This is a genomic window from Paenibacillus sp. J22R160 (assembly GCF_059692135.1).
The window spans coordinates 30089-44662 of the sequence record NZ_JCAUAU010000032.1; the positions used below are offsets into that span (position 1 = coordinate 30089).

Sequence of the window (14574 nt, forward strand, 5' to 3'; positions counted from 1 at the left end):
TCCCTTGCTTTTCACCTAAAAATCAGCGATACGTCACTGCAATTTTCAGCAATTCTTTTCCCATTTCGACTTTATTTTTGTTACAATTGATAAATCAGTCCTAATTGATGGAAATATCCTATCCCCTACTTGCAGAAACCCTATACTTTAGAAGGAGCGGGAGTAAGATGAATACTACAACCCAAAGAAATTGCTCGGAAACTCGACATCTAACTTACTCTCACACTTTTGGCTATTCAGACATGTATTTTAATCATAAGCTATGGTCTTACTTTCCCTATAAACAAATTGAGAACCGTCTGGTCTCTTGGGCAGAAGCGGCTCAGGGAGACTTATTCCGTCGCCCTACAGGTTGGAAGCTTGTGAACGGAGATCTGATAGTAAATCTTCCTGCTTTACCGGACGGATTTGTCCCCTTTTCGCAAATAGACAAGGAACAGTTAAGCGATGAAGCTAAAGCGATGCTCCTCGCCCGCTTATGTAAAGCGCTTTCAATTTTACATGATAACCAGTTTTATATGGGCTTTTTGTCGCCCGACATGCTATTTTTCCATCCAAAAACACTAGCTATTCTTATTGATGTCCAACCATTCCCCTCCGCCATTGAGTTTATCAATCACTTGCTGACGGACTATCCATACAGCTTATTTCCGCGCTATGCGCGAAGATTTCTTTTATCGCGTGTTGCCGATTTTGAATCTATTCACCTCCTGATGGAGTCGATGTACAACGGCCTTGTACCTGCTACTTTGCAACCTCTTTCTGAACGGCTCCATGCTAAACCTGAAACCTTTCTATTCGCCGATGAGATTGCCGCAGCCCTTCTTGACTATTTGCAACTTCCAACGGAATCGCACCCTGATACAGTTATACAAGTTAGCTCAAAATTGCTGCACCCGGCCGCTTCCCCCATTTCACATGAACAGCAGGAGCTTTTTCGAGATTTCTTGAAATCCAGTGAAGATCGACTGCTAGGTCTCATCTGCGAAGATGAGGCTATTCGTTTCGATTTATACGCGCAGCACATTAATGAAGTGATTGAAACGGGCTATTTTTTCAAAATCATTTCGCAAGAATTGCCTTATTCCACCTTACGCGAAGTGGTCTCAAGAACACTCCACAAAGCTTATGATATCCTTCCAGAGTCCATTACCATGCTTCGGAACCTGGCCCGAAAATTTGATCAACTGCTCAAAAAACACGATGAAGGCGACGACATCCTTTATCTGCTGACAGAGTGGCTGCATCAATTTTTCATGTCTGTTATACCACTGTTTCCCGTTCAAAACTTTGTGTTCACCTTTGAGAACTGCGAGCACTTTGATGAAGATTCCCAGCTCATTCTTCTGAACTTCTGGAGAGAACATGGACATGAGATGAAATGCATGAACTTCATTTTCAGCGGAAGCTGTGTCCCCACCCAATTTGCGGAGGTACCCTTCCAAGTACTTACCATTCATCACTCGGACCCTGCCATATATGAGCAGTTGCTGGCTTCACAATTTGGACGAGCAGACGAAACTTTAGTCAACCAGCTGAAAAACTGGCTATACGAACATCAAATTAACGCAAGCCACTGCCGCATAATTTTGGAGGAACTCACCCTGTCCCAGTCCATTCAGGTCACCCGAAGCGGTTGGAAACAAACAGACAGATTCCATCTGGATCATGATCACTTGAACCCTCTCCGCTTGATTGCGAACCGTATCGCTCTTCTGGATAAGAAGGATTTAGAGCTTATGAGGTTGCTGTGCTGTCTGCCTATGCCGGTCCATGCTGCCTCTCTCTTTACCGCAAATCGACTGGATGCAGGCAATATTCTGCTCTCGGTGACCAGGCTTGCAGAGCTCGGTCTTATGCATGTCAGTCGCAATGACAGTCTTTTTATTTCAAATGAAATTAGCGGCCTGGTCCTGCAGCAGCTATCGGAAGACAAACTTGCGTCCTATTACCAAACAGCGCTGAAATATCTTTATAGATACCGCCCATTCGCATTGCCTCAGCTAATCACACTGTCATGTCAAGCAGGGGAATACAAGGTCGAATACTATTTGCTTTTAAAATATTACAGACAGATTCGTACGCTGCTCTCCTACAGCCAGAAGGCCGAAATATTAGAGCGTATTAAATATTTATATGAAAAACTGGGAAGGCCTTACCTTATTTTTCTGGATCGGCTGCTTAGCCGCATGTATCATCTGCTCAACCAGTTTGCACTATCTGAACAATTGGCTCTAACCGTCTATGAACGAACAGGAACCATTTCCGATCGCTTTGGCTGGCTGTCTATTCGGATCATTCAAAATGATGTAGACGTTTATCAGCTGCGCGAGGAGCTCTTCCCTTTTATTTTTGATGAAAAGCAGCAGCTTACGGATCGGGTACGGGCAGCATTTTTACTCAATACGAGCAATCTTTGTTTCCCTCTACAGGATGAAGAAATGCATAAATTGCATAAGTTCTATACGGAAGTTGTTTATCCAAAGCGCCATTTGCTTACCCTGCGCCATTTTGCAGAAATCACGAATTACTATACGATTAATATGTTGATTCATTTTCCAGAAACAGAGGAATTGGCCTTATCGATTACAGCGAAACTTGAACCGCTACTCGATTCCTCACCGCATACCGATCTGATGCTGCGTCTTTATGATGTTTACTCCTATCAAAACAACAATAAGATCATCAATACGTATGTCTATCGTGGAATTGAAGGCGCCAAGCGCTCTGGATATACGATTAAGGAGCAAGTTGGCCATCTGAATGCGATGGAGCTTTCCTTGAATCAAGGCGATATCGCCAGTTATTTGTACCATAAGGAACGTGTACTGCAGGTCGACATGCTGCGTCGCAAGGATTTGGCGGAAAACTATTTGACCAATCAGCTCTTATTCGCTCTGGAGTGGGAGGAATGGGCGTTATTCCACCAGCTGGAAACTAGCCTTATTGAACAGCAAATTACCGATTGGGGCCAGTCCTTATTGGCTGTTTATCAAGGCTATGCTGCCTTTCGCCAGCATCAACCGGTTCATGTTCCCGACTCTCTCGAGAATGAAAACCATGCTGTTTTCCTTGAAGCGCTGCGCCAAGCAAGTTCAGGCAATCCCTTATACGCTTGCCAGCTCTTTGAGCAGTTTATTATAAAAAATAACGCTGGCCTTTATGCTGGTTGGGCTTATCGGGAAATCCTTACTCTCCTGCTCAAGCTGCATTCCGAAAAAGTAGACCAGTGGTTTGACCAGTTTGAAGCCTACTTGAAACGATATGCTTATGATGTCTTTTGGCCTGATTACTACAGGCTTTCAGCGGAGAGGTCTATGACGGAAGGCGATATTCAACATGCCATGCTGTATTTGAGGCGGGCCTTAAACGGCTATCATATGATTCAAAAGGAAACGTGGCGCCCGTATTTAACAGCCTGTATGGAACAGGCAATTGCACCAGCGTTTGTGCCAGCGTCTCCGGCTATTTTGCAGGATGATTATGTTCAGAAAATGATGGCCGACCGCGAACAATGGCTGCTTCTTTCATTAGATTTACAAATTATCATCGAGCTGAGCGAGCAAGTGACTGAAACGCTGGATCTGGCCACAACCATGCAAAGACTGATCAAAGCCTTGTTCGACTACTTCCCGGTCATTCAACTTTCAATTACATACAAGCTGCTGCATTATAAGCAAAAAGTTTTCGCCACCGCCTCGGGGTTACGTGATCATGACGAATTGATTGCCTACCAAACGCGAAGCGAAGATCACTGCTTTCTCGTCTTTACCCTGTTTCAGCGTAGCGAGCAGGCAATCACCTTGCAGGTTCATGTCGATGGCATGACCAAAACTAAGCAGCAGCACATGGAACACTTCCTATCCTTCATCAAACCGCATATCATCAACGTGCTTCTGCATCGGGAAATGGTCATTGATAATTTGACCGGCTTCTACCTGCGAGGTTATTTCATGGAAAAGCTGAGAGAAGAGTTCGAGCTTGCCAGCCGCTATCAACTGGACCTCTCCGTCATCATGATCGACGTCGATAATTTCCGGAGAGTCAATGAATTCGGGCATCCCGAAGGGGACAGGGTGCTGCGGGAAATCGCTGATATTTTCCGGTTTAATTTGAGGAAAAGCGACATTGCGGGCCGATATGGAGGCGAAGAGTTAATTCTTATTTTACCGAAAACGGACGGTAAAGAAGCCCTTAAGATTGCCCATCAGCTGCGGGGCGAGATTGAGAAAGAGTTCGCCTACGGGCGTCCGTACACGATTACCGTCAGCGTTGGTGTTTCTTCAATGGAGCTGTGTCAGCCTAGCTCCATTGAGCAGCTTATTGAACAGGCGGATACCGCTGAAATTACGGCAAAGCGGACGGGGAAGAACAAGGTGATTGCGGCTTGGGAGTTGGGGTAGAGGTAGTTGGTGTGAAAAAGGGGCCCAAGGCTCCTTTTGGCTTGCCAATGGGAACTCTGATCCGTTATTTTGGCCAGATGGGTCAGATTGCGTGCTGGAAGGGAACTGGAGGGTCTTATTCTCACTTAATGAGCTGGCTAGATGAGTAGCATCACGAAATAGCGGATCGTAGTTCCCATAGCTTAGACAAAAGGGCTGCTTTGACAAAATAACGCCCTGTAGTTCCCTCTCCTCACTCTATGAGAGGCATCCTTTAGGCAGGTAATAAAAGCTGGCCTACCAGCTTCACTACAGCAAAAAAAGAGGCTCCTCAGATGAATCTGAGGAGCCTCTTCGAACTAGCTTTGATGCAAAAGGGCTTCGCCCTTCTTACATCATGCCGCCCATTCCACCCATGCCGCCCATATCAGGCATGCCTGGTTTGTCTTTTTCTGGTTTATCAGCGATAACCGCTTCAGTTGTCAAGAACATAGCTGCTACGGAAGCTGCGTTTTGAAGAGCGGAACGCGTTACTTTCGCAGGGTCAACGATACCAGCTTCGAACATGTTTACCCATTGTCCAGTTGCTGCGTTGTAGCCGATGCCTACTTTTTCGTTTTTCAAGCGCTCAACGATGACAGAGCCTTCTTGACCAGCGTTAGCTGCGATTGTGCGAACTGGCTCTTCTAGGGAGCGCAGGATAATGTTAACGCCTGTTTGCTCGTCACCAGTTGCTACTACTTTAGCTACTGCGTTGTATACGTTCACGAGAGCTGTACCACCACCGGAAACGATACCTTCTTCAACAGCTGCACGAGTAGCGTTCAAAGCATCTTCAATGCGAAGTTTGCGCTCTTTCAGTTCTGTTTCAGTCGCTGCGCCAACTTTGATTACCGCTACACCGCCGGAAAGCTTAGCCAAACGCTCTTGCAGTTTTTCTTTATCGAAATCGGAAGTTGTTTCTTCCAATTGTGAACGAATTTGAGTTACACGTGCAGCGATGTCTTTGCTGTCGCCAGCGCCGTCAACGATGATTGTGTTCTCTTTGGTTACACGGATTTGACGCGCGCTACCCAATTGCTCAGGACGCGTGGATTTCAGATCCAAACCAAGCTCTTCTGTAATCACTTGTCCACCAGTCAAAGCAGCGATGTCGCCAAGCATAGCTTTACGACGGTCACCGAAACCAGGAGCTTTAACAGCTACGCAAGTGAATGTTCCACGAAGTCTGTTCACAACAAGCGTTGCTTGTGCTTCACCTTCAACATCTTCAGCGATGATTAGAAGTTGTTTACCGGATTGAACAACTTTTTCAAGAACAGGCAAGATTTCTTGGATGTTCGAGATTTTTTTGTCAGTGATCAGGATGTATGGGTTGTCAAGGACAGCTTCCATTTTATCCGTGTCAGTGATCATGTAAGGGGACGTGTAGCCACGGTCGAATTGCATACCTTCTACAACTTCAAGCTCAGTCAAGAAACCTTTGGATTCTTCAACTGTGATAACGCCGTCTTTACCTACTTTTTCCATAGCTTCAGCGATTAGTTCGCCTACTTCTTCGTCAGCAGCAGAGATAGCCGCAACTTGTGCGATGGATTGTTTGCCTTCGATAGGCTTAGCGATGTTTTGAAGCTCTTCCACAGCTGCTCTAACAGCTTTCTCGATACCTTTGCGGATAACCATTGGGTTAGCGCCTGCAGTAACGTTTTTCAGACCTTCGCGGATCATAGCTTGTGCAAGAACCGTTGCTGTTGTTGTACCGTCACCGGCAACATCATTTGTTTTGGTAGCAACTTCTTTAACCAGTTGAGCTCCCATGTTTTCGAAAGCATCTTCAAGCTCGATTTCTTTCGCGATGGTTACACCGTCATTCGTGATCAACGGGCTACCGAATTTTTTCTCAAGTACAACGTTACGGCCTTTTGGACCTAGGGTTACTTTTACAGCATTAGCCAAAGCATCTACCCCACGAAGCATCGCGCGGCGTGCGTCTTCACTGAACTTAATATCTTTTGCCATGAATAGGAAACCTCCTCTTATTTAAACGATACATAGTAAGTAATAAAACGGAAAACCTAAGTAAAACGCATTGCCGATCTATATCCTGCTAAATTAGGCTAATACAGCGAGAATGTCGCTTTCGCGCAAGATCAACAGTTCGCGGCCTTCGTATTTCACTTCAGTTCCTGCGTATTTGGAGAAAATGATACGGTCGCCTTCGCTTACTTCAAGCGGAACACGAACGCCATCTTTCAACGCGCCTGCGCCTACGGCTACAACTTTACCTTCTTGTGGTTTTTCTTTCGCTGTATCTGGCAGCACGATACCACTTGCTGTAGTCTCCTCTTTCGCAACGGCTTCAATGATTACTCGATCACCTAACGGTCTGATCATGGAAAAATAGCCTCCTTTAGAAAATTGGTAATAGTGTTTTTCAAGGTTATTAGCACTCGAATGTGTTTAGTGCTAACAACAACTCTTATGATACTCATTCTGGGAGTAATTTGCAAGTCCTTTTACACATTTTTCGTACTTTCGAACACCCCCCTCATTCTACCCAAATGAAAAACAAATATTCCCTCTCTCAAAGAAAAACAGCCTGCACAAAAGTGACAGACTGTTTTCTTATTTGGTACCGAATTCCCGTTCCCATTCTGCATCCTTCAGCAGTTGCTTGCGGTAAATAAAGCCCGACATAAATACGCTAAACTCATATAAGACAATAAGCGGCAAAGCCACGAGAATGGCCGAAATGGCGTCTGGAGGCGTAATAACTGTTGCTAAAATAACGAGCAGCATGTACGCATACCGTCTGAACTTATGCAGCCGTTTCGGGTTAAGAAGCCTGATCTTCGTCAAAAACATGACCACAATCGGCATCTCAAATACAAGTGCCAATGGAAGAATGATGTTGAACATAAATGTAAAATATTCGGCAGCACCATACATCTCGGTGATTTCCAGACTTTTGCTAATGGAAGAAGTAAAGTAAAAAGCCATCGGGAAAACAACCCAATAACCGAACGAAAGACCTCCTAAAAAAAGCACAAACGCATAAGGAATATAAATGATTGAAGCTTTCTGCTCCGTCTCTCGCAGCCCCGGCTTAACAAAAGCCCATATATGATAAAGCGTAACCGGCAAGGTAATAAGGATACCAACGGCTAAGCCAAAATTCATATACAATCGCAAAGCATCCCATGGGGAAAAAACATTCCAGCTAATCGAATCTGCCGGCGGAATATTCTTGAGGTATCGAATGATTGGCTTGGCCGATATTAAACCAGCCACCATCCCAATGACCAAAACAAGCAATATCCACATGATCCGTTTGCGCAGCTCACCAAGGTGCTCCACGAGTGACATTTCTTCGTTCGTTGACATATTTCACCAACCTGATCTAGTGAATCGAGCCTGTAAGACTGAACCACTTGTTATGCTTAAAAGAAAAATGGACTAGTCCGGTAGACGCCGCGGATGGTTCGGTTGAACAGCCGCAGGTGTTGCAGGCGCTGGTGCAGGGGTCGCAGGCTGAGCGTCGGAATCCGCCGCCAAGTCAGCTAAGTCTGGCCCAGGCGTACTCGACACGAACGACACAGCCGCTTTCTCGGCTGGCTGCGAAGCTACAGGTGCCGCTGGAGACACAGGTGATGCGTCAGCCTTGTCTAAGAATGGACCGCTCGCTGCGTACGCGACAACTGGCGCTGGCGCCAAATCTTCCTCGGCCACAGGACTAGCCTCCTGAGCTTGCTGAACCGCCGCAGGCGCAGGCGCTGGTGCCGCTTTCGGCTCATCGTTCATGAGCTCGTAGGCGCCCTTCTTGAAATCCCTGAGCGTGCGTCCCAGCACACGGCCAATCTCGGGCAGTTTGTTCGGCCCGAATAAAACTAGCGCAACGATAGCAATTAATAATAACTCGGTAAATCCGATGTTTTGAAACATGTCTTTCATCTCCATCATGTATTGCTTTACGAACAAAAGTGATCCGTTGAGAACGACACGACACATTAACATGAAAATATCCTGCTAATTTGTCCTCAGATAATCGATTAACGGCATTAACAGGAATTCCTCCCGTTAACTTCACTCGAGTCCTCTGAAAGCAGTCAAAACCTTCCAAATTAGCAGCAGAAATTCCTTCTATTTCTCCTAAACACAATGAAAATCTCCAATTAACTGGACTAATTCCAGTTAATTAACTACTAACATTGATAAAACCCGCCATACCCCATCTCCGTAATGTCGCTGCGCACAATCGTCTCGCCTGCGCAAATACGCGGCAGCAGCACATCAAAGGACGTGTACGGGTCATGCATAACACAACCCGGCAAGCCCATGATCGGCACATCGCCCAGATAGGCGATCATCAGCATCGAGCCCGGCAGCATCGGCGTGCCGTAGCTGACCACGCGGGCGCCGGCTTGCTTGATCGCTCCTGGCGTGCGGTCATCCGGGTCCACGGACATGCCGCCCGTGACCAACACCAGATCCACGTTCTGCGCAAGCAGCGCGTGGATCTCACCAACAATCGCTTCGCTATCGTCGAGCGCGAAGCGTTGGTCTACCACCTCGGAGCCAAGCTGCGCGATCTTCTCCTTCACCACCGGGCCGAATTTATCCTTAATTCGGCCCTTGTACACCTCGCTGCCCGTCGTCACGACGCCAACGCGCAGCTTACGAAAGGGCTTCACCTCAAGCAAGGTGAAGCCTTCTGCACGGCGAGCGGCGGCTATGCGCTCGACCTCCACAACCTTCGCTTCGTCAACAATCAGCGGGATCACCCGCGTGCCAACCAGCGAAGCGCCTGCCTGAACGACCACGCCGCTGCGGATGGTCGACATCACGACCTCGTCGATGGCGTTCACGCTGTCGACGAAGGTTTTATCGATTCGGACTAAGCCGCGAATCGGCGATTTCACGTTCACTTTGCCCTCATGCGGCTCCGTGAGTATGAGCTCGTCGCCCGCGATCGCTCTCGCCATGCGCAGCGCGGCTTCATCTTCATGGAAATAGCCCGGCTGCAGTTCCATGACGTAGATATGCTCTTTGCCAATGCTCAGCAGCGCGGGAATATCGGCCTCCGTCACCTGGTGGCCTTTGCGGAACAAGCGACCTTTGAACTCGCCTGGCAAAATCTGCGTAAGATCATGGGGCAGGATCATCCCAATAGCATCCTCAACCTTTACTTCACGCAGCATGGATTCCTGTCTACTCACCCGTGGTCACCTTCTCTGCCCGTCAGAATCCCGAGCGCATGCGGAAGCTGATCGATGATCGCCATCAGATTCTCCTGTACGCCTTTGGGGCTGCCTGGCAAATTAATAATCAATGTGCGGCCGCGAATACCCGATACGGCTCTGGAAAGCATCGCTTTCTTCGTTTTCTGCATAGATATCATCCGCATGGCTTCGGCAAAGCCCGGGGCAACCCGGTCAATGACATTCAGCGTTGCTTCCGGCGTCACATCGCGGGGAGCCAGACCTGTCCCGCCTGTCGTTAATATCAGATCTGCCTGATAATAGTCCGTCATTTCTATTAATGAAGCCATAATTTCGTCCATCTCGTCCGGAACAACACGGTACTCGATGATCTCGCCTTGAATTTCTTCTTCAATGAGCTCGCGGATTACCTGAGCGCTGGTGTCTTCTCGTTCTCCTCGGTAACCGCGGTCACTGGCTGTCAAAATCGCAACTTTCCAGTGCATCCTTCGTCACCTCTCCCTTGTTAACTGAATGAGATAACCCCTACTACTGAATGATCGTCGACTTCATCTATGAGCAAACCCCAGTGGTCTTTGTCGCGTCTCAATCAACTATCTTGTCTGTGAAAATCCCCATTTTTACCGCCTGTTTTCGTGACTAGCATCGTGGAGTTAATCATCATATCCTTCTCAGCGGCTTTGCACATGTCATAGACGGTTAACGCGGCGGCAGATACAGCCGTTAAGGCCTCCATCTCCACGCCTGTCGGTCCCGTCGTCCGGACAGTTGCTTCTATGTAGAGTTCGTTGTTGCCATTATCAGCAAATTGAATATCTATCCCCGATAAAGCGATGGGATGGCACATAGGAATCCAATCTGACGTTTTTTTTGCGGCCATGATGCCAGCCACCTGCGCGACAGCCAGGACGTCGCCTTTTTTCATTTTACCCTGTTTAATTAAGGCAAGTGTCTCGCTTTTCATAAGTAATGTCGAACGTGCTGTCGCTGTTCGCTTCGTTTCCGGTTTGTCCGAAATATCAACCATGCGAGCTCGTCCCTGTTCGTTAAAATGGGTTAGTGGAGAGGAATCGGTCAAGTCGCTCACCTCCCTTTTATGATTCTGATTTAAAAACCATTTTGCTTTCGGTAACAATGCCATCCACCCGGAAATCATGCCAGGAGGAGGGAACCGCAGGAATTAACTGCTTATCAAAAGCAGCAGCAACCGCAAAAGGTCTCTTCAGACCTCGCGCAGCAAATAGCTGCATGAATCTGTCATAAAAACCGCCGCCATACCCAAGCCTTCCGAAATCCATGTCAAAGGCAAGCCCTGGCACCAAGATCATCGAAATGGCGGACAAATCTTGCTCGATCGGCACATTGCTATGCGGCTCTCGAATGCCCCATGTCCCGCTCTCCAGATCGTCGTAGGAGTGAATGATATGCAAATTCATAGTTTTCGTATCTGCTACAACCTTCGGCACAAGCACACGAATTCCCTGCTGCCAACACCATTCCATCAGAGGAGCAACGTCCAACTCGGACCGGAATGGCATATAAGTCATTACCGTAGGGGGAACGGTGGCTTCCTGCTGCTCAGTGCCCAGAAGTCTATCTGAACAGAGCTTCGTCATTCGCTCATGAATGCGCTGCTGCTTGTCTTCCCGTTCTTCCGCTGTAATGGATGCGCGCAGTGCTTCCATTTCCTTACGTAGTTCAATTTTCCGTTCACGAATGTTCATACTGGCTCAGCCCTTCCCTAACAAGGAGTGGTTTCCCCCATTTTAACATAAACAAAGAAAAAAACTATACTCGTGCTGCAGACCCCAGTCTAAACCGTACTATGACAGGAAAATGGTCGGAAAATATCGTCGGAACCGTCCATGCTGAACCGCTATTTTTCACATTCGTGAAAACATAATCGATCCTTTGACCGCCTGCAAAAGTGCCCTGCGAGTCTTTGCTTAATGGGACGTCCACCAGCGACATCCTGTTCATTGTGACTGGGAATGCACACTCTTTCATATTAAAATCGCCGAGAACGACGAGCGGTCCTTTCTTATCTGCCAAAAGCTCTGATATACGCGTGAGCTGAAGCTGCCGATCCTCCCCAGAAAGCCCCAAATGCGTCGTTGCAATATGGACTGGCTCGGAACCAATCAGCACGGTAGTCATTAGAAGGCTCCTACTTTCCAAACTTCCCGGAAGAAGCGCCCAGCTGCTGTCAGCGATCGGATAGCGACTCAAAACGGCGATGCCATATTGACCTACTTTATAGGTTAGACTAGGACTATAAACCATATGCATGCCAAGCATCTCCGAAAGCTCTCGGGCTTGATCCACGAATCCGCTGCGCAGGCGGTAACGATCCACTTCTTGAAGGGCGATAATGTCGGCATTTTCCTGCTGCAGAAGCTCAGCAATCCGAATAATATCAACTTTACCATCCAAACCTTCTCCGTGGTGCATATTAAAAGTCATGATCGTGAAGGAAGCAGGCGCTTCTAAATTAGCGGCAGGCATAACGGGAACATTGGATAATAGACCTTTATCCCAGCCATGGATGGGCAGACCAAGCACAACAATAAGCAGCGCAAATATACCTAAATACCTGGCAAGCCGCAAAGGCAAGTACGCCATCTCCCTATCCCCCTTCAGCTCCATGCAAAATTAAGCATACGACGTACTCACGCATGGTGTATACTAGTGAATTGATGGGATTATAGGCAGTTCGGTTAAGGTTTTCCACAGGTTTCTTTCATTAATAAGCAGGAGGCAGCAGAAGATGTTATTACAGGTTTCTAACATTTCCAAAAGCTACGGGGTACGTTCTGTACTCTCCAATATAACGCTACAAATCGAAGACAAGGAACGTATTGGCCTAGTCGGTGTCAACGGTGCCGGGAAGTCAACCTTGCTCCAAATTATTGCCGGCGAAATGTCTTATGACAGCGGCGATCTCTTCAAAGCCAAAGAAACGAAAATCGGTTATTTAAAACAAAATAGCGGTCTGCAAACGGACAAGTCCATCTGGAACGAGCTGCTCAGTGTATTTAGCTCCTTACTGGAGACAGAGAGAGAGCTGCGTGAGCTGGAAGCACAGATGGCAGACCCATCCCTAATTGAAGATGAAAAAAAATACGAAACTACGATGAATCGATATTCAGGACGCTCCGAATATTTCCGTGAGCAAGGCGGCTACGAAATCGAGGCCAAAATTCGCGGGATCCTTCACGGGATGGGCTTCGGCCAGTTTTCCCCTGACACTCTCGTCCAAACACTAAGCGGTGGTCAGAAAACTAGATTAGCTCTGGCCAAAATGCTGCTCGAAGAGCCCGATCTGCTCATGCTCGATGAGCCTACGAACCATTTGGATATCCAGACGCTGACTTGGCTGGAAGGCTACCTGCGGGGTTACCCAGGAGCGATTCTGGTCGTCTCCCATGACCGCTTTTTCCTGGATGCCTTAGCCACGTCCATTTACGAAATAGAACGCCATGCTTCCAAACGGTACACGGGCAACTACTCCCGGTTTATCGAAATCAAAGAAGCCAACTATGAGATTGAAATGAAGCAGTTCGAGAAACAGCAGGGAGAAATCGCGAAGCTGGAGGATTTTGTACAGCGTAATATCGTGCGTGCTTCTACGACCAAAAGAGCGCAGAGCCGCCGCAAACAGCTCGAGAAAATGGATCGTCTGGATAAGCCGATGGGGGATCTGAAGCGTGCTTCGTTCTCTTTTGAGATCGAGCAGACGTCCGGTAAAGAGGTTCTCCAGGTCGATCGTTTGGCGCTTTCGTATGATGGGAAAAACCGCCTGCTTGACGGTGTCTCCTTCCAACTGCGCCGCTCGGAAACGGCTGCCCTTATCGGCCCCAACGGGGTCGGCAAATCTACGCTGCTGAAAACCTTAATTGGTCAGCACAAACAAGACGCCGGCACCTTCAAATGGGGAACAGGCGTCACAATTGGGTATTACGATCAAGAGCAGACAGGCTTAACCCCATCCAACAGCGTGCTGGAGGAAGTGTGGAACACATATCCGCATCTGGAGGAAGCCCGAATTCGCACTGTGCTCGGGAACTTCTTGTTCAGCGGCGAAGAGGTGTTCAAGAAAGTCTCTGCCTTAAGCGGCGGCGAAAAAGCACGCGTGGCTTTGGCCAAGCTCATGCTGCAAAAAGCGAATGTGCTCATCCTGGATGAGCCTACCAACCATTTGGATCTGTACAGTAAAGAAGTGCTGGAATCAGCGTTGATGGATTACGAGGGTACTCTCCTTTTCATCTCCCATGACCGCTACTTCTTGAATAAAATGGCCGAGAGCATGCTCGATCTGCAAAAGGATGGGCTCACGACTTACCTTGGCAACTATGACGATTATCTGGAGAAAAAAGCGGAGCTCGCCGAAATGGAAGCGAAGCGTCTAGCCAAAGAAGCGGAGAAAAAATCCGCTAGCAGCGTTGGTAAAAATGAACCTGCCATCAGCGGCGGCGGATATGAAGCGGACAAGCTGGCCAAGCGCGAAGAACGCAGCCGCCAGCGTAAGCTGGAGCAGCTTGAGCTCGACATCGCGCGGTTGGAAGATGAAGTCTCCATCTTGGAGGCTGAGCTCGCCGATCCTGAGGTGTACAACAACTACGTCCTCGTTCAGGAGAAGACGGCCGAAGTTGACAAGCGAAAGCACGCGCTTGCGTCTTGTTATGAAGAGTGGGAGATTTTGCTCGCTTAATTGGATGAATGAATGATTGAATGAATGAATGCCGGACTGCTCTAGCGGAGTTATAGATGAGGATAAGTTACATAGCTCTGATCTGGAGAAAGCCATAAAGGCCCTCTCGCGATCAGCTTCCGCTTGGAAGCTGCGTGAGAGGGCCTTTTGGGACTGCTCAGCAAGATATCTTGGTGAAAGCTTGGGTTTTCTCGCTCTGAGAAAGCCATAAAGGCCTTCTCGCGATCAGCTTCCGCTTGGAAGCTGCGTGAGAGGGCCTTTT

General features: G+C 48.0%; 12 protein-coding genes. 2 read left to right on the plus strand and 10 right to left on the minus strand.

The features are described 5' to 3' along the window. Positions 1-167 precede the first annotated feature (167 nt). Positions 168-4403: a GGDEF domain-containing protein gene (locus AC58UW_RS31920; RefSeq protein WP_497424535.1), complete on the plus strand. Its 4236-nt coding sequence runs from the start codon at positions 168-170 to the stop codon at positions 4401-4403. A gap of 369 nt (positions 4404-4772) precedes the next feature. On the opposite strand, the gene groL is transcribed toward AC58UW_RS31920, so the two are convergent. The 9 genes from groL to AC58UW_RS31965 form a co-directional block, all read right to left on the minus strand. After that, entirely contained in the window at positions 4773-6401 is a 1629-nt protein-coding gene (groL, locus tag AC58UW_RS31925) for a chaperonin GroEL (RefSeq protein WP_497371644.1), read from the minus strand. A 93-nt stretch (positions 6402-6494) separates the two neighbouring features. Then, positions 6495-6776 carry a co-chaperone GroES gene (gene groES / locus AC58UW_RS31930; RefSeq protein ID WP_028553854.1) on the minus strand — a complete coding sequence of 94 codons (282 nt, stop codon included), beginning with the start codon at positions 6774-6776 and terminating at the stop codon, positions 6495-6497. Between the two features lie 231 nt (positions 6777-7007). Further along, the gene (gene tatC, locus AC58UW_RS31935; protein ID WP_497424536.1) at positions 7008-7766 is read right to left on the minus strand and encodes a twin-arginine translocase subunit TatC; all 759 of its coding nucleotides are present in this window, start codon (positions 7764-7766) and stop codon (positions 7008-7010) included. 72 nt (positions 7767-7838) lie between these two features. Further along, positions 7839-8396: a twin-arginine translocase TatA/TatE family subunit gene (locus tag AC58UW_RS31940; RefSeq protein WP_497424537.1), complete on the minus strand. Its 558-nt coding sequence runs from the start codon at positions 8394-8396 to the stop codon at positions 7839-7841. 188 nt (positions 8397-8584) lie between these two features. Continuing rightward, positions 8585-9580 (minus strand): molybdopterin-binding protein, encoded by a 996-nt coding sequence (locus AC58UW_RS31945; RefSeq protein WP_497424538.1) that lies wholly within the window; start codon positions 9578-9580, stop codon positions 8585-8587. Positions 9581-9594: 14 nt separating this feature from the next. Next, the gene (locus tag AC58UW_RS31950; protein WP_497424539.1) at positions 9595-10086 is read right to left on the minus strand and encodes a MogA/MoaB family molybdenum cofactor biosynthesis protein; all 492 of its coding nucleotides are present in this window, start codon (positions 10084-10086) and stop codon (positions 9595-9597) included. Positions 10087-10190: 104 nt separating this feature from the next. After that, positions 10191-10679 carry a cyclic pyranopterin monophosphate synthase MoaC gene (gene moaC / locus AC58UW_RS31955; protein ID WP_497424540.1) on the minus strand — a complete coding sequence of 163 codons (489 nt, stop codon included), beginning with the start codon at positions 10677-10679 and terminating at the stop codon, positions 10191-10193. A gap of 16 nt (positions 10680-10695) precedes the next feature. Next, the gene (locus AC58UW_RS31960; RefSeq protein ID WP_497424541.1) at positions 10696-11325 is read right to left on the minus strand and encodes a 5-formyltetrahydrofolate cyclo-ligase; all 630 of its coding nucleotides are present in this window, start codon (positions 11323-11325) and stop codon (positions 10696-10698) included. Positions 11326-11389: 64 nt separating this feature from the next. Next, entirely contained in the window at positions 11390-12223 is an 834-nt protein-coding gene (locus tag AC58UW_RS31965) for an endonuclease/exonuclease/phosphatase family protein (protein ID WP_497424542.1), read from the minus strand. A 145-nt stretch (positions 12224-12368) separates the two neighbouring features. Between AC58UW_RS31965 and abc-f the strand changes: the two genes are divergently transcribed. Continuing rightward, the gene (gene abc-f / locus AC58UW_RS31970; RefSeq protein ID WP_497424543.1) at positions 12369-14312 is read left to right on the plus strand and encodes a ribosomal protection-like ABC-F family protein; all 1944 of its coding nucleotides are present in this window, start codon (positions 12369-12371) and stop codon (positions 14310-14312) included. Between the two features lie 50 nt (positions 14313-14362). Here abc-f and AC58UW_RS31975 read toward each other — a convergent pair. Continuing rightward, the coding region (locus AC58UW_RS31975; protein WP_497424544.1) for a hypothetical protein at positions 14363-14574 on the minus strand (212 nt) is incomplete at its 5' end.